19 protein-coding genes are annotated in these 22,354 nt (G+C 68.8%); 8 read left to right on the top strand and 11 right to left on the bottom strand.

Annotation, left to right across the window (positions count from 1 at the left end):
- Complete coding sequence (locus ACWH43_RS11190; RefSeq protein WP_448153465.1) at positions 1 to 1,440, bottom strand: DHA2 family efflux MFS transporter permease subunit; 1,440 nt, start codon at positions 1,438 to 1,440, stop codon at positions 1 to 3.
- 275 nt (positions 1,441 to 1,715) lie between these two features.
- Here ACWH43_RS11190 and ACWH43_RS11185 point away from each other — a divergent pair, with 275 nt between their 5' ends.
- The 6 genes from ACWH43_RS11185 to ACWH43_RS11160 all read left to right on the top strand — a co-directional run bounded on the left by ACWH43_RS11185 (position 1,716) and on the right by ACWH43_RS11160 (position 8,642).
- Complete coding sequence (locus tag ACWH43_RS11185; protein WP_158444873.1) at positions 1,716 to 2,036, top strand: hypothetical protein; 321 nt, start codon at positions 1,716 to 1,718, stop codon at positions 2,034 to 2,036.
- A 187-nt stretch (positions 2,037 to 2,223) separates the two neighbouring features.
- Positions 2,224 to 3,717 carry an IMP dehydrogenase gene (guaB, locus tag ACWH43_RS11180; protein WP_158444872.1) on the top strand — a complete coding sequence of 498 codons (1,494 nt, stop codon included), beginning with the start codon at positions 2,224 to 2,226 and terminating at the stop codon, positions 3,715 to 3,717.
- 72 nt (positions 3,718 to 3,789) lie between these two features.
- On the top strand, positions 3,790 to 4,200 hold the full coding sequence (locus ACWH43_RS11175; protein ID WP_158444871.1) for an MAPEG family protein: 411 nt from the start codon (positions 3,790 to 3,792) through the stop codon (positions 4,198 to 4,200).
- Positions 4,201 to 4,348: 148 nt separating this feature from the next.
- Positions 4,349 to 5,437, top strand: a complete 1,089-nt coding sequence (locus ACWH43_RS11170; RefSeq protein ID WP_158444870.1) for a DUF2865 domain-containing protein — start codon at positions 4,349 to 4,351, stop codon at positions 5,435 to 5,437.
- A gap of 179 nt (positions 5,438 to 5,616) precedes the next feature.
- Positions 5,617 to 7,377: an AsmA family protein gene (locus ACWH43_RS11165; RefSeq protein WP_158444869.1), complete on the top strand. Its 1,761-nt coding sequence runs from the start codon at positions 5,617 to 5,619 to the stop codon at positions 7,375 to 7,377.
- A gap of 86 nt (positions 7,378 to 7,463) precedes the next feature.
- Positions 7,464 to 8,642, top strand: coding sequence for an E22 family MetX-like putative esterase (locus ACWH43_RS11160; protein ID WP_158444868.1), 1,179 nt, complete (start codon positions 7,464 to 7,466; stop codon positions 8,640 to 8,642).
- Positions 8,643 to 8,792: 150 nt separating this feature from the next.
- On the opposite strand, the gene ACWH43_RS11155 is transcribed toward ACWH43_RS11160, so the two are convergent.
- The 5 genes from ACWH43_RS11155 to ACWH43_RS11135 form a co-directional block, all read right to left on the bottom strand.
- A complete protein-coding gene (locus ACWH43_RS11155; RefSeq protein ID WP_260349425.1) occupies positions 8,793 to 9,950 on the bottom strand; it encodes a M20 aminoacylase family protein in 1,158 nt (385 codons plus the stop codon).
- Between the two features lie 112 nt (positions 9,951 to 10,062).
- On the bottom strand, positions 10,063 to 10,686 hold the full coding sequence (locus ACWH43_RS11150) for an ATP-dependent Clp protease proteolytic subunit (protein ID WP_158444867.1): 624 nt from the start codon (positions 10,684 to 10,686) through the stop codon (positions 10,063 to 10,065).
- Between the two features lie 43 nt (positions 10,687 to 10,729).
- Positions 10,730 to 11,086: an SRPBCC family protein gene (locus tag ACWH43_RS11145; protein WP_158444866.1), complete on the bottom strand. Its 357-nt coding sequence runs from the start codon at positions 11,084 to 11,086 to the stop codon at positions 10,730 to 10,732.
- Positions 11,083 to 11,397 (bottom strand): ArsR/SmtB family transcription factor, encoded by a 315-nt coding sequence (locus ACWH43_RS11140; RefSeq protein WP_158444865.1) that lies wholly within the window; start codon positions 11,395 to 11,397, stop codon positions 11,083 to 11,085. Before ACWH43_RS11140 ends, ACWH43_RS11145 begins: the two co-directional genes overlap by 4 nt.
- Positions 11,398 to 11,460: 63 nt before the next feature.
- On the bottom strand, positions 11,461 to 12,090 hold the full coding sequence (locus ACWH43_RS11135; protein WP_158444864.1) for a MarC family protein: 630 nt from the start codon (positions 12,088 to 12,090) through the stop codon (positions 11,461 to 11,463).
- 211 nt (positions 12,091 to 12,301) lie between these two features.
- On the opposite strand from ACWH43_RS11135, the gene gyrA reads away from it, so the two are divergent.
- Both gyrA and aat read left to right on the top strand, forming a co-directional pair.
- Complete coding sequence (gene gyrA, locus ACWH43_RS11130) at positions 12,302 to 15,100, top strand: DNA gyrase subunit A (RefSeq protein ID WP_260349424.1); 2,799 nt, start codon at positions 12,302 to 12,304, stop codon at positions 15,098 to 15,100.
- A 296-nt stretch (positions 15,101 to 15,396) separates the two neighbouring features.
- Positions 15,397 to 16,074 (top strand): leucyl/phenylalanyl-tRNA--protein transferase, encoded by a 678-nt coding sequence (gene aat / locus ACWH43_RS11125; protein ID WP_375797033.1) that lies wholly within the window; start codon positions 15,397 to 15,399, stop codon positions 16,072 to 16,074.
- A gap of 212 nt (positions 16,075 to 16,286) precedes the next feature.
- Here aat and ACWH43_RS11120 read toward each other — a convergent pair whose 3' ends face one another.
- From ACWH43_RS11120 to pdhA, 5 genes are all read right to left on the bottom strand, one after another.
- Entirely contained in the window at positions 16,287 to 16,625 is a 339-nt protein-coding gene (locus tag ACWH43_RS11120) for a GlsB/YeaQ/YmgE family stress response membrane protein (protein ID WP_158444862.1), read from the bottom strand.
- A gap of 164 nt (positions 16,626 to 16,789) precedes the next feature.
- Positions 16,790 to 18,229 carry a dihydrolipoyl dehydrogenase gene (lpdA, locus tag ACWH43_RS11115; RefSeq protein WP_158444861.1) on the bottom strand — a complete coding sequence of 480 codons (1,440 nt, stop codon included), beginning with the start codon at positions 18,227 to 18,229 and terminating at the stop codon, positions 16,790 to 16,792.
- A 16-nt stretch (positions 18,230 to 18,245) separates the two neighbouring features.
- Complete coding sequence (locus ACWH43_RS11110; RefSeq protein ID WP_158448233.1) at positions 18,246 to 19,622, bottom strand: pyruvate dehydrogenase complex dihydrolipoamide acetyltransferase; 1,377 nt, start codon at positions 19,620 to 19,622, stop codon at positions 18,246 to 18,248.
- A 14-nt stretch (positions 19,623 to 19,636) separates the two neighbouring features.
- Positions 19,637 to 21,061, bottom strand: a complete 1,425-nt coding sequence (locus ACWH43_RS11105) for a pyruvate dehydrogenase complex E1 component subunit beta (RefSeq protein WP_158445677.1) — start codon at positions 21,059 to 21,061, stop codon at positions 19,637 to 19,639.
- 57 nt (positions 21,062 to 21,118) lie between these two features.
- Positions 21,119 to 22,216, bottom strand: coding sequence for a pyruvate dehydrogenase (acetyl-transferring) E1 component subunit alpha (gene pdhA, locus ACWH43_RS11100; protein WP_158445676.1), 1,098 nt, complete (start codon positions 22,214 to 22,216; stop codon positions 21,119 to 21,121).
- Positions 22,217 to 22,354 lie beyond the last annotated feature (138 nt).

Genomic DNA, 22,354 nt, shown 5'->3' with positions numbered 1-22,354 from the left:
TCAGTCCAGCGGCTTCTGGTCGGCGATCGCCTCGGCGGTCAGCTTGCGCTTGCTCACCGGCGAATGGCCGGACACCTCGGCGCCGGCATCCGGCGCGAGCTGCGCCATCCACAGCGCCGAAGACGCCGAGATCAGCCCGACGATGACGAAGGCGGGCCAGAAATCCCCGGCCGCGAGCGCCCTGCCCCCGTGAAAGGCGTTCACCCCCTCCAGCGCGAAGGCGCCGATGGTGACGCCCATGCTGAGCGAGAGCTGCTGCGCGACGCTGGACAGGCTGGTCGCGCTCGACATCTCCCGGTTGGAGACGTTGGAATAGCTCAGCGCGTTGATGCCGGTGAATTGCAGCGAGCGGAAGCAGCCGCCGATCAGCAGCACCGAGAGCATGACCGCATGCGGCGTCGCCGGCGTGAACAGCCCCGACGCCGCCAGGAAGGCCGAGCCGACCAGGGCGTTGAAGACCAGCACGCGGCGGAAGCCGTATTGCGCCAGGATCGACTTCGCCAGCGTCTTCATCAGCAGCGCGCCCGCCGCCGAGGCGAAGGTGATCAGGCCCGACTGCAGCGGGTCGAGCCCGAAGCCGAGCTGGAGCATCAGCGGCAGCAGGAAGGGAATCGCGCCGATGCCGGTGCGGAAGATCGAGCCGCCGATCACCCCGATGCGGAAGGTCGGGATGCGGAAGAGCGAGAGGTCGAGGACCGGATAGGGCACGCGCCGGGCGTGGAACCAGTAGGCGACCAGAGCCAGCGCGCCGCCCGCCATGCAGCCATAGGAGACCGAGGCCGGGACCATGTGCCGCCCGCCCGAGGCCAGCCCCAGCATCAGCGCCGCGAAGCCGAAGGCCGAGAGCACGAAGCCGCGCAGGTCGAGCGGCGCCACGTCCTCCTCCCGGACATCCTCGAAGAAGAGGCTCGACAGGACGATGCCGACCACGCCGATCGGAATGTTGATGAAGAAGATCCAGCGCCAGTCGAAATAGGTGGTGATGAAGCCGCCGAGCGGCGGCCCGACCACCGGCCCGACCAGCGCCGGCACGGTGAGATAGGCGAGCGCGCTCACCATCTCGGCCTTGCTGACGCTGCGCAGGATGACGAGGCGGCCGACCGGCACCATCATCGCCCCGCCCATGCCCTGGATGAAGCGCGCGCCGACGAAGGCCGCGAGCGAGCTCGACAGCGCGCACAGCACGGAGCCGAGCATGAAGACGCAGAGCGCGGCGCGGAAGACGCTGCGGGCGCCGAACCTGTCGGCCATCCAGCCCGAGATCGGGATGAAGACGGCGAGGCTGACGAGATAGGAGGTCAGCGCCAGCTTCAGCGCGATCGGATCCTCGCCCAGCGACTTCGCGATCATCGGCAGGGAGGTGGCGATGACCGTCGAGTCGGTATTCTCCATGAACAGGGCGCAGGCGACGATCAGGGGAAGCAGTTTGGCGCGTTGCAAGTCTCGGACCTTCTGCGCCCTCTGCCGATAGGCGCGCTTGAAATCATAAGCTTGGCTATTAACGCGGCGCCGGGCGCCTGACGAGGCCGGATTTCCGGATTCGGCCCGCTGTCCGAGCGCTTCCGCTATGCTCTGTGATTATGACTCGGCGCCGTGCACAGAGCCGCCATGCGTTGTCCGCTCTGCAAGGACAATCGGGATCGCACCACTTCACAATCGTTCGGCACGACCGAACCGTCGCGAGGGGCGCGCGCCGTCGACCTTCGGAGGCTATCATGTTCGATATTTCATATCTTTCCACCGCTGCCCGGCGTTGCCGCCCGGGCCTGAGCCTGGCGGCTTTCGGCGCGCTGGCGGGACTCGCCTGGGGCATCGCCGGGACCGCGCCCGCCGCCGCCGCTCCGACCGACTGGCAGGCCGCCTGCCAGGACAAGGCCGCCCCTCAGGGCTATGGCGAGAGCATCCGCTACAACAACTGCATCCGCCAGTTGGATTGCGAGCGCCTGGCCAATCAGGAAGGGCATGTGGCGAACTCGATGGGCTGCTTCGGCGTGGCGCCGGACGCAGGCCCCGGCGCGTCGCGGCTGCGCCGCTGAAGCCGACGGCCCGTTCTCCCGGCTCCGGCGCAGCGCTGTGCCGGGGCCGTTGCCGCACTGCAAAATTCTCGCCATGCCGCACTAGCGAAGCGCGGGCAGCCGTGCTAACGGGCCTCGTCAACTCGGCCATGGGCGCCTCCGCCCGGCCCTTCAGAAAAGCCGGTCCTGCCCGGTGACGGAGTTGACGATGGCGCTTTCCCTCGACGGTTTGATTCGCGACGGCCTCACCTTCGACGACGTGCTCCTCGAGCCGGGCCCCTCCGAGGTCATGCCGGCGGATGTCGATGTCCGCACCCGGCTCACCAACGCGATCTCGCTCAACCTGCCGATCATTGCCTCCGCCATGGACACGGTGACCGAGGCGCGCATGGCGATCGCCATGGCGCAGGCCGGCGGGCTCGGCGTCATCCACCGCAATCTCGAGGCCGAGCAGCAGGCCGAGCAGGTGCGGCTGGTCAAGAAATTCGAATCCGGGATGATCGCCAACCCGATCACGATCCATCCCGACGAGACGCTGGCCGACGCGCTGGCGCTGATGAAGCAGCACGGAATCTCCGGCATCCCGGTCGTCGAGCGCGGGCCGCAGGGCCACAAGGGCAAGCTCGTCGGCATCCTCACCAACCGCGACGTCCGCTTCGCCGCCAATCCGGGCCAGCCGGTCTCGGAGCTGATGACGAAGGAGCGGCTCATCACGGTGCGCGAGGGCGTCAATCCCGAGGAGGCGCGCCGCCTGCTCCACCAGTTCCGCATCGAGAAGCTGCTCGTCGTCGACGACCATTATCGCTGCATCGGCCTAATCACCGTCAAGGACATGGAGAAGCAGGTCGCCTATCCCAACGCCGCCAAGGACGCGCAGGGCCGCCTGCTCGTCGCGGCCGCGACCACGACCGGTGAGCAGGGCTTCGAGCGCTCCGAGCTGCTGATCGACGCCGGCGTCGACCTCATCGTCGTCGACACCGCCCACGGCCATTCGGCCAAGGTGCTCGACGCGGTCAGCCGCGTGAAGAAGCTCTCCAACGCCGTGCAGGTGATCGCCGGCAACGTCGCCACCGCCGCCGGCGCCCAGGCGCTGATCGACGCCGGCGCCGACGCGGTCAAGGTCGGCATCGGCCCGGGCTCGATCTGCACCACCCGCATCGTCGCCGGCGTCGGCGTGCCGCAGCTCACCGCGATCCTGGACGCCGCCTCCGCCGCCAGCAAGGCGGGCGTGCCGGTCATCGCCGATGGCGGCATCAAATATTCGGGCGACCTCGCCAAGGCGCTCGCGGCCGGCGCCTCCTGCGCCATGGTCGGCTCGCTGCTCGCCGGCACCGACGAGACCCCCGGCGAGACCTTCCTGTACCAGGGCCGCTCCTACAAGGCCTATCGCGGCATGGGTTCGGTCGGCGCCATGGCGCGCGGCTCGGCCGACCGCTACTTCCAGCAGGACATCAAGGACACGCTGAAGCTCGTGCCCGAGGGCATCGAGGGCCAGGTCGCCTATAAGGGCCCGGTCTCGAACGTGCTGCACCAGCTCGCCGGCGGCCTGCGCGCCGCGATGGGCTATGTCGGCGGCAAGGACCTCAAGGACTACCAGGCCAAGGCCCGCTTCATCCGCATCACCAGCGCCGGCCTGCGCGAGAGCCACGTCCACGACGTGACGATCGTGCGCGAGAGCCCGAATTATCCGACCCGCTCTTGAGCCTGCCCCGGCTTCGTGCAGTCTGGCCCGCGGCCCGATGAGCCGGGCTGCGACGAAGGCGGAGAAGGCGCGATGACCCTGAAGCTGATCTATCCGGCGCTCGCGATGATCCTGTGGATCTTCGCGGTCGGCATCATCCTCGCGGTTCGCCGCAGGAATGCCTTCGTCTCGGGCGAGGTCCGGCCCGAGGAGGTCGCGGTCTCGACCGAGCGCTATCCGCTCGGCGCCCGCCTCGCCTCCGCCAATTTCTCGAACCAGTTCGAGCTGCCGGTCGTCTTCTTCGCGCTGATCATGCTCGCCATGGAGGTGGCGGCGACGGGCTATGCGATGGCGGCGCTGGCCTGGATCTTCGTCGCCTCCCGCGTCGCCCACACCCTGATCCATATCGGCCCCAACCGTCTGCCCCTGCGCGGCGCGGTCTACGGCATCGGCGTCGTCGTGCTGGTCTGCATGTGGGCCGGGGTGCTGCTCGCCGTGCTCTGAGCCCCCGCCCCGCTCCCCGGCGGGCGATCCGTTAAGCATTCCCGCCCTTTACCGCGGGCTCTTCACGCTCCGGCGTTGAATCTTAACAAGGAGTAAACTACACCCTTCCTGCGGCGGACGGTGGAACAAGCGTGGTTTGGAGTAGCGCATGTCGCGTGTCCGTGACGTTTCCGAGCAGGCGCCCGCCTGCGGCGGTCAGGCCCTTGTCGCGGCACTCCGGCGGTCGCATCCCTGTTCTTCCGGCACGGGGCGCGGATCGCGCCCGCGCCGCCTCGCGGCGATGGCCGCCGCCGGGCTCGCGCTCGGCGCAGGCGGCATGATCCTGACGGCATCGCTCGTCCAGGCCGGCGACGATTCCGGGATCCACGCCTTCTTCCTCGAGGAAGCCGCGCGCCGGGCGGAGCGATCGGCCGGCTTTGCGCCGCAGGCGAGCGCCTATGCTCCGGCGGAGCGGGGCTGGCGGCTGCCGCTGTTCCGGACGGGCGCCGACGGGCGGATCGCCCAGCCCGCCATCGATCTCAACCCCTTCCGCCGCCAGGCGTCCCGGCCGAAGGCGCGCTCCGCGAAGGCGGCCGCGCCTGCCCGCGCCGGCGCCTTCTCCGGCTCGGCCAGGACGGCGCAGACGATCTGCGTCAGGCTGTGCGACGGCTTCCATTCCCCGATCGGCCAGTTGCGTTCCGCCTCCGACCTCAAGGCGCATCAGGCGCTCTGCGAGGCGATGAATCCGGGCCTGCCGGTCAAGATCTTCACCGTGGCGGCCGGAGCGACCTCGATCGACCGGGCCGTCGCCGCCGACGGCCAGCGCTATGGCGCGCTGGCGACCGCCTACCGGCACGAGACGGTGGCCGACCCGGCCTGCCGCCTGCCGATCGTCCAGGCCGGCGAGCACCGGGTCTCGCTGCTGCGCGACATCACGCTGCGCCCCGGCGACAGCATCGTGCTGGACGGCAAGGTCACGACCTTCATGGGCGGCTCGAGCTGGCCCTATAGCCGCCGCGACTTCCGCGACTTCCGCTCGGCGCCGGAGCTGAGCAAGGCGCAGCGCCGCCAGATCGACGAGCGGGTCGGCATCTCGCGGATGGAGGCGCAGGCGCGCAATCTCCGCCGCCAGATGCGCGTCCGCGAGGCCAGCCTGGCGCCGGATACGGTGAGCGACGCCTTCCTGCGCGGCTCTTTCGAGCCAGGCGCCGCCCACGGCCCGGTCCGCATGATCCCGCTCGTGCTGGCGGCGCAGTGAGGCGGGCGGCCCGGCGCCGCCCTCTGCCCGGCGCCTCCATTCGGCCGCGTTTGCGGTGAAAAGCGGTGCAAACCGCCCTGCATAGCCGGCTTCGCCGGCTCGACAAGCCTGCCGGATCGGCCTAAACCCACTCGCGCCAGGGGGCTGGCTGACTTTCGGCCGTGCCGATTCGGAAGTCCATGACCAGACGCACTGCGTTCCTCGCCTTCAGCTTCGTCGTCGTGATCGGCCTGCTCGGATTGCAGTCGTGGGATCTTGCGCGCGGCCGGATCGAGGCGAGCGCCGTCCGGGCGATCGAGGCGCGGACCGGCTTCGTCGTGAAATCGCTGGAGCGGGCCGAGATCGCGCTCCTGCCGCTGCCGCGCATCAGCCTCTCCAGGGTCGCCTTCGCCCAGCATGACGGCGCCGTCGCCGGCGAGGCCCTGCGGGTCAGGGTCTATCCGCGGCTGCTGCCGCTGCTCGCCGGGCGTCTCGGCTTCGACCGCATCGACCTCGTCGCCCCGCAGCTCGACATTGCCGTGCCGGCGGGCAGCGACGGCATCACCGACTGGCTCTCCCCGCCGCTCGCCGAGCTCGAGAAGCTGCGCAGCCAGAGCCGCATCGTCATCCGTTCCGGCGCGCTGTTCCTGCGCGCCGCCGGACAGGTCCAGAGCATCGTGCGCGACCTCAACCTCGTCCTCGACGAGCGCGAGCTCGACGACCCCCTCAGCCTCTCCGGCTCCTTCACCTGGCGCGGCGTCTCCAGCGACGTCAGCCTGCTCTGGCCGGCGGCGGGCGGCGGCAAGGCGGCCCTGTCCGCCTCCTCGCCCCTGCTGAAGCTGCGCTTCGAAGGCACCCGCGCCGGGCCGGGCGAGCCCGTGATCGACGGAGCGCTGGCCCTGTCCACGCCCTCGCTGCCGCAATTGCTCGACTGGTTCGGCGAGAAGTCCCGGCTCTCAACCGCGCTGGGCGGCCTGACGCTCAACGCCGATCTGCAGCTCAAGCCGCGGGAGGCGTCGTTCAACAACGCCGTGGCGAGCCTGGACGGAGACCGGCTCGACGGCGTCATGAAGCTCACCGAGGTCGATGGCCGCTTCGCCCTGTCGGGCACGCTGGCCGGAGCCGGCCTCGATCTGGGCCGGCTGATCGGCCGGCTGCCCCTCCCCGCCATCGACGCCCGCGATCCGGGCCGGCTCGACCTCGACGGCTGGACCGGGCGCGACATCGACCTGCGGGTCTCGGTCGATGCCGCGCGGCTGAACGGCGCGCGCCTCGCCGACGCCGCGACCTATCTCCTCGTCAAGAAGGGCCGCTTCGAGGCCGGGCTGCTGCGCGCTTCCGCCTATGGCGGCACGGTCAAGGCGCGCTTCCTCGCCGTGGGCGCGCCGGCCGGCGTCGACGTCAAGATCCAGGCCGGCCTCGACAAGGTCGATTTCGGCAAGGCCGCGGCCGATGTCCCGCAATTCGCGCGCCTGACCGGCACGGGCGGGTTCCAGCTCGCGCTCGACGGCGCCGGGGGCACCTTCGACGAATTGCTCGGCGGAATGACCGGGCGCGCCGGCATCAACCTGCGCCAGGGCGAGATCGGCGGGGTCGCGCTGGCCGATCTGGTCCGGCGCGCCGAACGCAATCCCTCACAGCTCCTGCGCGACTGGCACCAGGGCAAGACGCCGTTCGAGACGCTGACGGCCAATGCCGGCATCGCCAACGGCCTGCTCGTGCTGACGGACGCGCAGATGAACGGGGCGAACTACCGGCTCGGCCTCGCCGGCAACGCCTCCCTGCGCACGCGCCAGCTCGACATGCGCGCTTCGCTGGCCTCGCTCAGCGGCTCGCTCAGGCTGCCTCTGGTCCTCAAGGGCCCTGTCGACGCGCCGTTCTTCGATGTCGAGAGCGAGGCTTTCCTCAGCCCGACCGGCAGCACCGGGGCCATCGCCGCGCCGACGCTGATCGAGCGCTGAGCGTCTCGGGGCATCGCTTCCGCATCCCGCCGGAATCCGGTCTGATCGCCGCGAGGCCCGGCCGGGCCGCGGCAGGAGGATGCGCGATGCGGACATGGATCATGGGCGCCACCGCGCTCGCAGCAACGATGGTGACGGGCATGGCCGAAGCGCAGGAACTGATCGTCGAGAAGAAGGTCTTCGAGCTGCCGAGCTTCACCACGCAGTCGGGCCGCACGCTGAAGCAGGTCCGCGTCGGCTGGGAGAGCTACGGCACGCTCGCCCCCGACAGATCCAACGCGGTGCTGATCTGCCACTTCTTCTCCGGCAATTCGCATGCCGCCGGAAAATACGACGCCGCGGATGCGCAGCCCGGCTATTGGGACGCGATCATCGGTCCCGGCAAGGCGATCGACACCGACCGCTATTTCGTCATCGCCTCCGACACGCTGGTGAATCTCAACACCGGCGACCCGAGGACCACGACCACCGGCCCGGCCTCGATCGACCCCGACACCGGCAAGCCTTACGGGCTGGACTTTCCGGTGGTGACCATCCGCGACTTCGTCGAGGTTCAGAAGGCCCTCGTCGAAAGCCTTGGAATCAAGCGGCTCGCCCTGGTCGCCGGTCCCTCGATGGGCTCGCTCCAGACCTTCGAGTGGGCGGCGAGCCATCCCGAGATGGTGGCCAAGGCGATGCCGGTGATCGGCGCGGCCGAGGCCAATGCGATGCTGATCGGCTGGCTCGACGTCTGGGCCGCCCCCATCCTCGTCGATCCCGACTGGAACAACGGCGACTATTACGGCAAGGCGCCCCCGCTCGCCGGCCTCGCCAAGGCGCTCACCGCGGTGACGCTGCAGGCCAATCACGAGGACTGGGCCGGCGCGACCTTCGACCGGCGCCCGGCCAGGGCCGGCGAAGAGCCCGGCAAGGCGCTGCGCAACAAGTTCCAGGTCCAGAGCGTGCTCGACAATGCCGGCGAGGCCCGCGCCCGGCTCTCCGACGCCAACCACTTCCTCTACCTGGTCAAGGCGAACCAGCTCTTCGCCGCCGGCGGCACCTCCCTCGCCGACGGCATGGCGAGGATCAGGGCGCCGCTGCTCTACATCACCCAGCCGAAGGACCTCGTCTTCACCCCGGAGACCGTCGCGCGCACCGTCGAGGCCGCCCGGGAGGCGGGGCGCGACATCACCCATCTCACCATCGACGGCGTGCGCGGCCATCTCGACGGCGTGATGTCGATGAAGCAGGCCGAAGGCGCGATCCGCGCCTTCCTGGAAAGGTAGCGCCCCGCGCAAGCCTCGCTACCCGCCGGGAAGCCCCGGAAAAGCCGGCATCGTCTTCGATGCGCCGCCCAGGCGGACAAGGACAGGCTCGATCCCGGACGGGCGAAGCGACGATCCGGGATCCATGCCGGAGCGCCGGTCGGTCCCCCCTCAGGCTATCGGCAGGCGCCGCCGCACGATCCCGGCATGGAACCGCGCCCCATGGATCAGCCCGGCATCGTCGAAATCGTAGCGCGGGTTGTGCAGCGGCGCGCTGTCGCCATTGCCAAGAAAGGCGAAGCAGCCCGGCACATGATCGAGGAAGCGGGCGAAATCCTCCGAGCCGGTGAAGGGCTCGGAGACGACCGAGACGTTCTGCGCACCCAGCAGCGCCCGCGCCGCGCCGAGCGCCTCCTCCGTCAGGGCGGGGTCATTCAGCAGCGGCACGAATTCGCGGGTATAGGTCACGGAGGGCTCGACGGCATAGGCGCGCGCGATCCCGTCCGCGATCGTGCGCATCTGCTCCTCGATATCGGCGCTGACCTGCGGGCTGAAGCTGCGGGCGTCGCCGCGGATCCGCGCCTCTCCCGGCAGCGCGTTGCGCGTGCCGTCGGTGATCAGCTCGGTCACCGAGACGACCGCGATCTCGGCCGGGCTCAGGCGGCGCGAGACGATGCTCTGCAGGCTCATCACCAGGGCGCAGGCGGCGACCAGCGTCTCGCGGCCGGCATGCGGGCGGGCGGCATGGCCGCCGACGCCGCGCAGGACGATCTCGAAATTGTCCTCCGCCGACATGATCGCGCCGGCGCGCGTCTCGAAGCGGCCGACGGCGAGCCCCGGCGCATTGTGCAGCCCGTAGATCTCCGCGAAGGGGAATCGCTCCAGCAGGCCGTCATCGAGCATCGCGAGGGCGCCCCGCCCCCATTCCTCGGCCGGCTGGAAGACGAAGCGCACCGTGCCGTCGAAGCCGCCCTCCACCGCCAGCAGCTTGGCCGCGCCGAGCAGCATCGCGGTATGGCCGTCATGGCCGCAGGCATGCATCACGCCGGGATTGCGCGAGCGGTAGGGCGCCTCGCCCTGCTCCGGGATGCGCAAGGCGTCCATATCGGCCCTGAGCGCGATCGCGCGACTGCCGCCGCCGCGCTTCAGCGTGCCGACCACGCCGGTGCGGCCGACCCCGGTGACGACCTCGTCGAGCCCGAATTCCCGCAGCTTGCCGGCGACGAAGGCGCTGGTGCGCGCCTCCTCGAAGCCGAATTCCGGATGGGCGTGCAGGTCGCGCCGCCAGCCGGCCATCTCCTGCGCCAGATTGTCGAGATCGATCGTCACGGCTTCTCCCTCCGCCGGCCGAAGCCTCTTCGGCGGCGGAGGGACGATAGCGCAGCGGCGGCGAGAGAGGCGCTGCAATTCGCCGGCCGATTTGCAAGGTTCTTTCGGAGCCTCAGGGCTGGGCCGGGATGCCCGGCCGATCCTCCGCCCGATCCACGACGCGGTCGATCAGCCCCCATTCCAGGGCCTCCTGCGCCGTCATGAAGCGGTCGCGGTCCAGCGTGCGCTCGACCTCCTCGTAGCTGCGCCCGCAATGCTCGGCATAGAGGCGCGTGACCCGGCGCTTGGTCTGCTGCATCTCCTCGGCATGGATCAGGATGTCCGAGGCCTGCCCCTGGAAGCCGCCGAGCGGCTGGTGCACATGCAGGCTCGCATTGGGCAGCGCCGCGCGCTCGCCCGGCTCGCCCGCCATCAAAAGGAACGAGCCCATCGAGCGGGCCGTGCCCATGCACAGCGTATGCACCGGCGCGCGGATGTAGCGCATCGTGTCGTACATGGCGAAGCCGCTGGTCACGACGCCGCCGGGCGAATTGATGTAGAGATGGATCGGCCGCTTCGGGTTTTCCGCCTCCAGGAACAGGAGCTGGGCGCAGACCAGCGCGCTCATCGCATCGTTGACCTCGCCGTTGATGAAGATGATGCGCTCGCGCAGCAGCCGGGAATAGATGTCGAAGGAGCGTTCCCCGCGGCTCGACTGCTCGACGACCATAGGGACGAGTTGCATCGTTTCGCGCATCGGCGAACTCCATAGGCTGTGGATGGGACCGGAAGTGAGGGTGTCAGGCCGCGCGCAGCAGCGGCGGCGCGTTGCTGTTCGCCGCCATGATCGTCCGTCCGTCAGAACACGCCGCGCGCTCGTGGATCACGTTGAGGCGGGTGCCGCCGGCCGCGTCGGCGGAGATCCGGAAGGTGACGGCGCTTTCGCGGAAGGGCGGCTCGTCCTCGCGCATGCGGTAGCGCAGGGCTTCCCCCGGCGCGAGAACGATCGGCTCGGGATCGGCCAGATCGGCGCCCGGCAGCCAGGCCTCCCGCAGCCCGGGCATGCTGATCGCGCGCCAGACCTTCTCCGGCGGCGCATCGAGCCGATAGTCCAGGACCAGAGGCTCGGGCGCCCCTTCGGCCTCGTCTGCGCTCATTGGTCCATCTCCTTGAGCAGGCCCTTGAGGGCCTCGATGCGCCGGGGCCAGTAGGCGCGGTATTTCGCCAGCCATTGCGCGATCGCGGCGAGGCCTTGCGGATCGACCTCGTAGCGGACGAAGCGCCCCTGCCGCTCCTCGCGCACCAGCCCGGCACCGCGCAGCACCGACAGGTGCTGCGACATCGCCGGCTGGCTGATCGCGATGCCCTCGCGCAGGGCGCTGGCGTTCATGCCGCCGGCCGCCAGCTTCTCGAAGATCGCGCGGCGCGTCGGATCGGCCAGCGCCTTGAAGATGTCGTTCTCGGCCATGCCATAACATAAGCATTCACTTATGCAATAAGCAAGCCCTTTCCGGCACCGGGCGCGCTCCGCCTACCCCGCCAAAGTCGCCTTCACCCCGTCGATCACGAACTGCACGGCCAGCGCCGCCAGGATCACGCCGAGCAGCCGCGTCAGCACGACATTGCCGGTCACGCCGAGAAGCTTGGCGATCGACGAGGCGGCCAGGAAGACGGCGAGGCAGCACAGGATCACCAGCCCGCAGATCACCGCCAGCGTGACCAGCAGCACCGGGTCGCCCTGCGCGCGGCCGGCGAGCAGAATCATCGCGGTCAGCGCCCCCGGCCCCGCCATCAGCGGGATCGCCAGCGGAAAGGCCGCGACGTTGCGGATATGGTCCTGCGTGATCGCCGTCTCGGCCGTCTGCTGCTTGCGCTCGGTCCGGCGCTCGAACACCATCTCGAAGGCGATCCAGAACAGCAGGAGCCCGCCGGCGATGCGGAAGGCCGGCAGCGAGACGCCGAGCGCCTTCAGCACGACGTCCCCGGCCACGCCGAAGAAGCCCATGATGCAGAAGGCGATGATCGAGGCGCGGATCGCGACCTGCCGCTGCTCCCCCGCCGACATGCCGCGCGTCAGCGACAGGAAGATCGGCGCGAGGCCCGGCGGATCGAGCGTCACCAGCATGGTGACGAGGGCTGCGGTGGCGAATTCGGCGTACATCGGCCGGACTTCACCACGAGTTTCGCCCGCCGTCACCCGCCAAGAAAGGCGGGATTATGGCAGGCTGTCCGCGACGGCTCGAAAACGACCCGTAACGCCTTGATAAAAATCATGATTTTTTTGCTTGGACAGAGCCTGCTTTTGCTGGCGCGAAGAACCGGAATCGGATAGCCAGAGAGCTCAAAACAAACAGGAATCGGGACATTCCCAGTTGAGCGAAGACAACGACGACAAGCGCGACGACGCCCCGGATTTCGGCGGCGACATCAAGCCGATCGCAATCACTGACGAAATGAAGAAGAGCTATCTCGATTACGCCATGAGCGTGATCGTGAGCCGCGCTCTGCCCGATGTCCGCGACGGGATGAAGCCCGTCCATCGCCGCATCCTCTATTCGATGTGGGAGAACAACCACACGCCGGACCGCAAGCACGTCAAGTCGGCGAACATCGTCGGCGCCGTGATGGGTCAGTACCATCCCCATGGCGACCAGGCGATCTACGACGCGCTGGTGCGCATGGCGCAGCCCTTCTCGATGCGGCTGCCGCTGGTCGACGGCCAGGGCAATTTCGGCTCGATCGACGGCGACCCGCCGGCGGCGATGCGCTACACCGAGAGCCGGCTCGACAAGTCGGCGATGCCGCTGCTCGACGATCTCGACCGCGACACCGTCGACTTCCAGCCCAACTACGACGACAGCCGCAGCGAGCCGAACGTGCTGCCGGCCAAGTATCCGCAGCTTCTCGTCAACGGCGCCGGCGGCATCGCGGTCGGCATGGCGACCAACATCCCGCCGCACAATCTCGGCGAGGTCATCGACGCCTGCGTCGCCTATATCGACGACCCCGAGATCTCGATCGAGGACCTCAACGAGATCATTCCCGGCCCCGATTTCCCGACAGCCGGCCAGATCATGGGCAAGAGCGGCATCCGCTCCGCCTACCAGACCGGGCGCGGCTCGATCGTGATGCGGGCCAAGACGCATATCGAGGAGCTCCGCAAGGAGCGCGAGGCGATCATCGTCACCGAGATTCCCTATCAGGTGAACAAGGCGACGATGGTCGAGAAGATCGCCGATCTCGTCCGCGAGAAGCGGATCGAGGGCATCTCGGACCTGCGCGACGAGTCGAGCCGCGAGGGCATCCGCGTCGTCATCGAGATCAAGCGCGACGCCGTCGCCGATGTGGTGCTGAACCAGCTCTACCGCTTCACCCCGCTCCAGACCTCCTTCGGCGCCAACATGGTCGCGCTGAACGGCGGCCGCCCGGAAGTGCTGAACCTCAAGGACTTCATCTCGGCCTTCGTCGAGTTCCGCGAGGAGGTCGTCTCGCGGCGCACGCGCTTCCTGCTCAACAAGGCCCGCGAGCGCGCCCATGTGCTCTGCGGCCTCGCCACGGCGGTCGCCAATATCGACGAGGTCATCCGCCTGATCCGCACCGCGCCGACCCCGGCCGACGCGCATGAATCGCTGATGGCGCGCGACTGGCCGGCCGACGACATCGCCCCGCTGATCGCGCTGGTCGACGATCCGCGCCATCCGATGAACCCGGACGGCACCTACCGTCTCTCCGACGCCCAGGCCAAGGCGATCCTCGAGCTTCGCCTCGCCCGCCTCACCGCTCTCGGCCGCGACGAGATCGGCGACGAGCTGGAGAAGCTCGCCCGCGAGATCGGCGACTATCTCGACATCCTGCGCTCGCGCGCCCGCATCCAGGACATCGTCAAGACCGAGCTGGCGGAGGCCAAGGCCGCCTTCGCCACGCCGCGCCGCACCGAGATCCAGGACTGGGGCTCCGACCTCGACGACGAGGACCTGATCGCCCGCGAGGACATGGTCGTCACCGTCTCGCATGGCGGCTACATCAAGCGCGTCCCGCTCTCGACCTACCGGGCGCAGCGCCGCGGCGGCAAGGGCCGCTCCGGCATGGCGACCAAGGACGAGGATTTCGTCTCGCGCCTCTTCGTCGCCAGCACGCATACGCCGGTGCTGTTCTTCTCCTCCGAGGGCCAGGTCTACAAGGAAAAGGTCTGGCGGCTGCCGCTCTCGGCGCCCAACGCCCGCGGCAAGGCGCTGGTCAACATGCTGCCGATCGAGGCCGGCGAGCGCATCACCACGATCATGCCGCTGCCGGAGGACGAGGCGAGCTGGGAGACGCTCGACGTGATGTTCGCCACCGCCTCGGGCGGCGTGCGGCGCAACAAGCTCTCCGACTTCGTCAACGTCAACCGCGCCGGCAAGATCGCGATGAAGCTCGACGAGGGCGACCACATCGTCGACGTGCAGATCTGCACCGAGAACGACGACGTGCTGCTGACCACGGCGAACGGCCAGTGCATCCGCTTCGCGGTGCCGGAGGTGCGCGTCTTCAAGGGCCGCGACTCGACCGGCGTGCGCGGCATCAACCTCGCCCCGGGCGACACGGTGATCTCGCTGGCGATCCTGCACCATCTCGACGCCACTCCTGACGAGCGCGCCGCCTATCTCAAGCGCGCGGCCGCAGCCCGGCGCGCCCTCACCGGCGAGGCCGAGGACGGCGCCGAGGCAGCAGCGGCGGTCGAGGCCGATGCCGAGGAGAGCGCCGGCGACATCGAGCTCGGCCAGGAGAAATACGCGGCCATGGGCGCGGCCGAGCAGTTCATCCTGACGGTTTCGGAGAAGGGCTACGGCAAGCGCACCTCCTCCTTCGAGTACCGGGTCACCGGGCGCGGCGGCAAGGGCATCGTCGCCATGGTCGTCAACGACCGCAACGGCAAGCTCGTCGCCTCCTTCCCGGCGCTGGAGACGGACCAGCTCATGCTGGTCACCGATGGCGGGCAGCTCATCCGCGTGCCGGTCGATGCCGGCCCGGACAACCGCATCCGCATCGCCGGCCGCTCGACGCAGGGCGTGACCGTGTTCAACACCGCCAAGGACGAGAAGGTCGTCTCGGTCGAGTGCATCAACGACGACGGCGAAGATGATGAGGAAGCCGGCGAAGAGGCTCCGGGCGGCGAGCCGGCGGAGGGTTGAGGGCTCAGGCGGTTGTGGCGGTATCTTCAGTCTTCGCCTGAAGATACCGCCCTCCGCCGCATCTCGCCCCGGTTGCCCGAAGGGAGGCCCGGGATCCAGGCCCGGACCTTTGCGGCATACGCTCCGGCAGGGATTCCGGATCGGCGCGGCCCAGGGCCGCCTGCCCGGGATGACGTGGCTTTCCTTCGGTCGTTCCGGAAACGGCGCCGAGGCGATGGCGGGCAACCCGGCGCGATGTTGCGCGAAAGACGGCCTTCCCGTTTGACTTGCCCGCCGCCGCAGGCTCCCATCCTCTCATGAAAGCCCGGTCCGTTCCCGTGCACACGCCCGACATCACGCCGGAGATCATGCTGCGCGCCTATGCGGCCGGCATCTTCCCGATGGCCGAGACGGCGGACGACCCGGGGCTGTTCTGGGTCGAGCCGGAATGGCGCGGCATCATTCCGCTCGACGGCTTCCATCTCTCCGCGCGGCTCGCCCGCACCCTGCGCTCCGACCGTTTTGAGGTCCGGGTCGACAGCGATTTCGCGGCCGTGATCGCCGCCTGCGCCGAGCAGCGGCCGGACCGGCCCGAGACCTGGATCAACGGCCGCATCCGCGCGATCTTCGGCGAGTTGTTCACGCTCGGATACGCCCATACGGTCGAGTGCTGGCGCGACGGCCGGCTCGTCGGCGGGCTCTACGGGCTGTCGCTCGGCGCCGCCTTCTTCGGCGAGAGCATGTTCCACCGCGAGACCGACGCCTCGAAGGTGGCGCTCGTCCATCTCGTCGCGCGGCTGCGCCATGGCGGCTATCGCCTGCTCGACACCCAATTCCAGACCGGCCATCTCGCCCAGTTCGGCACCATCGAGATCCCGCGCGACGCCTATCGCCTGCGGCTGGAGGACGCCTTGCGCCATCGGGGCAACTGGTTCGCCTGGCCGGCGGCGACGGCCGTCACGGGAGCAGAGGCGCTGGCGGCACTGCGCGGTTAGATCATCGGACTGAATATCGCACGCGGCACGTCAACCGCCATTCCGGTTCCGTACGGAACCACCACCGTCATTCCGGGGCATGGCAAAGCCATGAGCCCGAAACCCGGAACGGATGCGCTTTGTCGGGAAGCAGGACGATCGGGTGATGCCTTATCGAGCCGGGCCATCGGTTCCGGGTTCCGGGCCTTGCGGCCCGCCCGGTGACGATGCGCTCAGGCGATGAAGCGGGCCAGCAGGATGACCAGGATGGCGCCGAGGACCGCCATGCCAGCATCGTCGAGGAAGCCGTAGCCGGTGTTCAGCCGCCAGCCGGTGAGGCGCACGATGCCCTGCCCGACCAGCATGCCGAGGACGCCGACCACCGCATGGCGGATCAGCCCGCCGCCGCCGACCACGAGGCTCGCGGCGAAGCCGATGACGGTTCCCGAGGCGACCGTCGGCACGATGACGCTCCAGTCGAGCGGCAGCGTCCGGCGCGGCGGCAGGATCTCGACCTCCTCGTCGCGGACGACGCGGTCGGGCTTGGGCGATTTGCGGGTGCGCGGCGGCATGACCGAACTATGCCCGCAAACAACGGACAGGTCATCCCGGGCGACCGCAGGGAGACCCGGGATCCATGCCTGAGCCTTTCCGATAGAGGCTCAGGCATGGATCCCGGATCGGCGCCGCTTCGCGGCTTGGCCGGGATGACGGCAGTGGTCGCCAGCGCCTTTCGTCAGGCGTTCAGCACCTTGCCATAGGCGTCGAGCACGCTCTCCTTCATCACCTCCGACAGGGTCGGATGCGGGAAGATGGTGTGCATCAGCTCTTCCTCGGTCGTCTCGAGGTTCATCGCGACGACGAAGCCCTGGATCAGCTCGGTCACTTCCGGGCCGACCAGATGGGCGCCGAGCAGCTTGCCGGTCTTGGCGTCGAAGATCGTCTTGGCCAGGCCCGAATCCTCGCCCAGCGCCACGGCCTTGCCGTTGGCGACGAAGTTGAAGCGGCCGACCTTGATCTCGTGGCCGGCGGCCTTGGCCTTCGCCTCGGTCAGGCCGACGCTGGCGATCTGCGGGTGGCAATAGGTGCAGCCCGGGATCATCTGCTTGTCCATCGGATGCGGATGCAGCCCCTTGATCGCCTCGACGCAGATCACCGCCTCGTGCTCGGCCTTGTGCGCCAGCATCGGCGGGCCGGCGACGTCGCCGATGGCGTAGACGCCCTTGACGTTGGTGCGGCAGAATTCGTCGATGACGATGCAGCCGCGATCGGTCTTCACGCCGAGCGCTTCGAGCCCGATATTCTCGACATTGCCGACGACGCCGACGGCCGAGATCAGCCGCTCGGCCTGGATCGTCTGCTTGCCGCCCTTCTCGTCCTCGATATGGGCGGTGACGGAATCGGCGCCCTTCTCGACCTTGGTCACCTTGGCGCCGGTGATGATCTTGATGCCCTGCTTCTCGAAGGCCTTGCGCGCGAAGGCGGCGATCTCGGCATCCTCGACGGGCAGGATCTGCGGCAGCAATTCGACCACCGTCACCTCGACCCCCAAGGTCCGGTAGAACGAGGCGAACTCGATGCCGATGGCGCCGGAGCCCATGACGAGCAGCGATTTCGGCAGCTTGGCCGGAACGAGCGACTCGAAATAGGTCCAGATCAGCTTGCCGTCCGGCTCGATGCCGGGCAGCGCGCGCGGCCTTGCGCCGGTCGCGACGATGATGTGGTCGGCGGTATAGCTGCCCTCGCCCTTGGCGCCCTTCGGCACCGGCCCCTGCGGCTGCATCGCCGGCTTCCTGGTCGGCGCGACCGCGATCGTGCCGGGCTTGGTCAACTTGGCCTCGCCCCAGATCACGTCGACCTTGTTCTTCTTCATCAGGAACTGGACGCCGTTGTTCATCCTGACCGCGATGCCGCGCGAGCGCTTCACGACCGCTTCCAGATCGGCCTTGAACGAGCCTTCCAGCGTCAGCCCGTAATCCTTGGCGTGCTCGCCGTAATGCAGGATCTCGGCGGACCGAAGAAGGGCTTTCGTCGGGATGCAGCCCCAGTTCGAACAGATGCCGGCGAGGTGCTCGCGCTCGACGATGGCGGTGCGGAAGCCGAGCTGCGCGGCCCGGATCGCGGCGATGTAGCCACCGGGGCCGGAGCCGATGACGATGATGTCGTAGTCAGCCATGGTGCTCTCCCGCCGCTCAGACCAGCATCGCCATGGGCTTCTCGATATAGCCCTTGAACGCCTGCAGCAGTTCCGCGCCGAGCGCGCCGTCGACCGCGCGATGGTCGGTCGAGAGCGTCACCGACATCACCGTCGCGACGGCCGGCTGGCCGTTCTTGACCACGACGCGCTGCTCGCCGGCGCCGACCGCCAGGATCGTCGCATGCGGCGGGTTGATCACCGCGGCGAAGTCCTTGACCCCGAACATGCCGAGGTTGGAGACCGCCGTGGTGCCGCCCTGGTACTCCTCGGGCTTCAGCTTGCGGGCCTTGGCGCGCGCCGCATAGTCCTTCATCTCGTTGGAGATCTGCGACAGCGTCTTGTGGCAGGCATCGCGCACGATCGGCGTGATCAGCCCGCCCGGGATCGATACCGCGACGCCGACATCCGCGTGCTTGTGCTTGAGCATCGCGCCTTCGGTCCAGGAGACATTGGCGTCCGGCACGGCCTTCAGCGCCAGCGCCAGCGCCTTGATGACCATGTCGTTGACCGAGAGCTTGTAGGCCGGCTTGCCGTCCTTCTCGGGCGCGGCGGCGTTGAGCTCGGCCCTGAGCTTCAGCAGCGCGTCCAGCTCGCAATCCACGGTGACGTAGAAATGCGGGATGGTCTGCTTGGCCTCGGTCAGGCGGCGCGCGATGGTCTTGCGCATGCCGTCATGCGGGATCTCCTCATAGGAGCCCGGCTCGAACAGCTTCTTGACCGCCTCGTCGGAGGGGCCGGCCGCGAGCGGAGCGGCTCCGGGCTTGGGCGCGGCCGTGGCACCAGCCGGCGCAGCCGCCGGAGCGGCCTTGGCGGCGCCGCCCTTCTTGGCGGCCTCGACATCCTTCTCGACGATGCGGCCATGCGGGCCGGAGCCCTGGATGGCAGAGAGGTCGAGCCCGGCCTCCCGGGCGAGCCGGCGCGCCAGCGGCGAGGCGAAGGGTCGGTCGCCGCCGGCGGAAGCCGCTGCGGCGGTCGGCGCCGGCGCGGCGGGCGCCTTGACCGCGGCGGGAGCAGCCGCCGGGGCCGCTTCGGATTTCGCGGACTCGGCCTGTGCCGGCTCGGCCTTGGGCGCTTCCGCCTTGGCGGGCGCGGCGCCGGCCGCCGGCGCGGAGACGCTCTTGGGATCCTCGCCCTCGCCGGCGATCACGCCGATGATCTCGTTGACCGGGACGTCGGCCGTGCCCTCCGGCACGACGATCCTGGCGAGGATGCCCTCGTCGACCGCCTCGACCTCCATCGTCGCCTTGTCGGTCTCGATCTCGGCAATGATGTCGCCGGACTTGATCGTGTCGCCTTCCTTCTTCAGCCATTTGGCGAGATTGCCCTTCTCCATCGTCGGAGAGAGCGCGGGCATCAGGATGTTGGTCGGCATCGGTCAGCCCCCTCTCAGCGATAGCAGACGGCCTTGGCCGCCGCGACGACCTCGCCGACATTCGGAAGCGCCAGCTTCTCGAGGTTCGCCGCGTAAGGCATCGGCACGTCCTTGCCGGTGACGCGGGCGACGGGCGCGTCGAGATAGTCGAAGGCCGCCTCCATGATGCGCATGCCGATCTCGGCGGTGACGCCGGATTGCGGGAAGCCCTCCTCGACCGCGACGCAGCGATGGGTCTTCTGCACCGAGGCGATGACGGTCTCGATATCCATCGGGCGGATGGTGCGCAGGTCGATCACCTCGGCGTCGATGCCCTCCTGGGCCAGCGCCTCGGCGGCGCCGAGCGCATGGGTCATGCCGATGCCGAAGGAGACGATGGTGACGTCCGCGCCCGGCCGGACCACCTTGGCCTTGCCGATCGGCACGAGGAAGTCGTCGCCCTTCGGCACGTCGAAGGACTTGCCGTACATGATCTCGTTTTCGAGGAAGATCACCGGGTTGGGGTCGCGGATCGCGCTCTTGAGCAGGCCCTTCGCGTCCGAGGCGCTGTAGGGCATCACCACCTTGAGGCCGGGCACGTTCGAATACCAGGCGGCGTAGTCGTGGCTGTGCTGGGCCGCGACGCGGGCGGCGGCGCCGTTCGGGCCGCGGAACACGATCGGGCAGCCCATCTGGCCGCCGGACATGTAGAGCGTCTTGGCCGCGGAGTTGATGATCTGGTCGATCGCCTGCATGGCGAAGTTGAAGGTCATGAACTCGACGATCGGCTTGAGGCCCGACAGCGCCGCGCCGACGCCGATGCCGGCGAAGCCGTGCTCGGTGATCGGGGTGTCGATGACGCGCTTGGCCCCGAATTCCTGCAGCAGCCCCTGCGTGACCTTGTAGGCGCCCTGGTATTCCGCGACCTCCTCGCCCATGACGAAGACGTCCTGGTCGCGGCGCATCTCCTCGGCCATGGCGTCGCGCAGCGCCTCGCGCACCGTCATCGAAACGATCTCGGCGCCGGCGGGGAATTCGGAGGAGGCGTCATAGGCCTTGGCCTGGGCCGGAACGCTGGCCGGCTTGCCCGCCGCGGGAGCCTCCTCGGCCGGGGCAGTCGGCGCGGCCGCCTCCTGCCTTGGCGCCTCGGCCGCGGGCGCCGGAGCGGCCGGGTTGATCTTGGCCGGATCGGCGGCGGCCGCCGCGCTCACATCCTCGCCCTCGGCCGCGATGATGCCGATCGGCGTGTTGACCGCGACGTTCTCGCTGCCGTCGGGCACCAGGATCTTGGCGAGGACGCCTTCGTCCACCGCCTCGACCTCCATGGTCGCCTTGTCGGTCTCGATCTCGGCGATGATGTCGCCGGCCTTGACCTGGTCGCCTTCCTTTTTCAGCCACTTGGCCAGTTTTCCTTCCTCCATGGTGGGAGAAAGGGCAGGCATGAGAATGTCGATCGGCATGAACGCACCCGGATTCTGAGACGCGGGGAAAGGCGAGAGGCGGCAAGGGCGCGGGCGTCAGCCCTGCGCCGGCTCCAGCAGGATGTCGGTATAGAGCTCCGACGCATCGGGTTCGGGATCATGCGTGGCGAATTCGGCCGCGTCGTTGACGATCTCGCGGACCTTGGCGTCGATCGCCTTCAGCTCGTCCTCGGCGACCTTGAACTCGCGGATCAGGCGGGCGCGCACCTGCTCGATCGGGTCGTGCTCCTCGCGCATGCGCTGGACCTCGTCCTTGGAGCGGTACTTCGCCGGGTCGGACATCGAATGGCCGCGATAGCGATAGGTCTGCATCTCGAGGATGTAGGGCCCCTTGCCGGAGCGGGCATGCGCGATGGCGCGCTGGCCGGCCTCGCGCACGGCGCGGACATCCATGCCGTCGACCTGCTCGCCGGGAATGTTGAAGGAGACGCCGCGGCGCGAGAAATCGGTCTGCGCCGAGGCCCGGTTCACCGCGGTGCCCATGGCGTAGCGGTTGTTCTCGATCACGAACACGACCGGCAGCTTCCAGAGCTCGGCCATGTTGAAGCTCTCATAGACCTGGCCCTGATTGGCGGCGCCGTCGCCGAAATAGGTCATCGAGACGGTGTTGTCGCCGCGATACCAGTTGGCGAAGCCGAGCCCGGTGCCGAGCGAGACCTGCGCGCCGACGATGCCGTGCCCGCCGAAGAAGTTCTTCTCGCGCGAGAACATGTGCATCGAGCCGCCCTTGCCGCGCGAATAGCCGCCGCGCCGGCCGGTCAGCTCCGCCATCACGCCGCGCGATTCCATGCCGCAGGCGAGCATGTGGCCATGGTCGCGATAGCCGGTGATGACCTGGTCGCCCTCCTTCGCGGCCATCTGCATGCCGATGACGACGGCTTCCTGGCCGATATAGAGATGGCAGAACCCGCCGATCAGGCCCATGCCGTACATCTGGCCGGCCTTCTCCTCGAAGCGCCGGATCAGCAGCATCTCGCGATAGGCGTGGAGATCCTCGTCCTTGGTGAAGGGAGTGACGTTGCTGGGTGCCGGAGCGGCCTGTCCGGCTCCCTCCTTGGCCGAGCGGGCCTTCGCCGGCTTGGCGGCCGCTTTCGATGGGGCGGGAGCTTTCGATTGACGCGCAGCAACAGCCATAGACGATCCTCCAAGGGCCTTCGACCTTTGTTGTAGAGGATCGAAAAAACCTTGGCGAGCACGCTGTCTCGCAGTGCAACATGGCTTAACTATTTGATTTATAAAGAAATTGAAGGCATAACCGATTTTCGGTTAATT

This window comes from Allobosea minatitlanensis, assembly GCF_964020775.1.
The sequence above is the reverse complement of the archived record's forward strand: the minus strand, read 5'-3'. Positions and strand labels throughout refer to the sequence as shown.

What these genes read in the sequence shown, in the direction of transcription:
- ACWH43_RS11185 (WP_158444873.1), top strand. Translation starts at nt 1,716, where the DNA reads ATGTTCGATATTTCATATCTTTCCACCGCTGCCCGGCGTTGCCGCCCG.
- guaB (WP_158444872.1), top strand. Translation starts at nt 2,224, where the DNA reads ATGGCGCTTTCCCTCGACGGTTTGATTCGCGACGGCCTCACCTTCGAC.
- ACWH43_RS11175 (WP_158444871.1), top strand. Translation starts at nt 3,790, where the DNA reads ATGACCCTGAAGCTGATCTATCCGGCGCTCGCGATGATCCTGTGGATC.
- ACWH43_RS11170 (WP_158444870.1), top strand. Translation starts at nt 4,349, where the DNA reads ATGTCGCGTGTCCGTGACGTTTCCGAGCAGGCGCCCGCCTGCGGCGGT.
- ACWH43_RS11165 (WP_158444869.1), top strand. Translation starts at nt 5,617, where the DNA reads ATGACCAGACGCACTGCGTTCCTCGCCTTCAGCTTCGTCGTCGTGATC.
- ACWH43_RS11160 (WP_158444868.1), top strand. Translation starts at nt 7,464, where the DNA reads ATGCGGACATGGATCATGGGCGCCACCGCGCTCGCAGCAACGATGGTG.
- ACWH43_RS11150 (WP_158444867.1), bottom strand. Translation starts at nt 10,686, where the DNA reads ATGCGCGAAACGATGCAACTCGTCCCTATGGTCGTCGAGCAGTCGAGC.
- ACWH43_RS11145 (WP_158444866.1), bottom strand. Translation starts at nt 11,086, where the DNA reads ATGAGCGCAGACGAGGCCGAAGGGGCGCCCGAGCCTCTGGTCCTGGAC.
- ACWH43_RS11140 (WP_158444865.1), bottom strand. Translation starts at nt 11,397, where the DNA reads ATGGCCGAGAACGACATCTTCAAGGCGCTGGCCGATCCGACGCGCCGC.
- ACWH43_RS11135 (WP_158444864.1), bottom strand. Translation starts at nt 12,090, where the DNA reads ATGTACGCCGAATTCGCCACCGCAGCCCTCGTCACCATGCTGGTGACG.
- aat (WP_375797033.1), top strand. Translation starts at nt 15,397, where the DNA reads ATGAAAGCCCGGTCCGTTCCCGTGCACACGCCCGACATCACGCCGGAG.
- ACWH43_RS11120 (WP_158444862.1), bottom strand. Translation starts at nt 16,625, where the DNA reads ATGCCGCCGCGCACCCGCAAATCGCCCAAGCCCGACCGCGTCGTCCGC.
- lpdA (WP_158444861.1), bottom strand. Translation starts at nt 18,229, where the DNA reads ATGGCTGACTACGACATCATCGTCATCGGCTCCGGCCCCGGTGGCTAC.
- ACWH43_RS11110 (WP_158448233.1), bottom strand. Translation starts at nt 19,622, where the DNA reads ATGCCGACCAACATCCTGATGCCCGCGCTCTCTCCGACGATGGAGAAG.
- ACWH43_RS11105 (WP_158445677.1), bottom strand. Translation starts at nt 21,061, where the DNA reads ATGCCGATCGACATTCTCATGCCTGCCCTTTCTCCCACCATGGAGGAA.
- pdhA (WP_158445676.1), bottom strand. Translation starts at nt 22,216, where the DNA reads ATGGCTGTTGCTGCGCGTCAATCGAAAGCTCCCGCCCCATCGAAAGCG.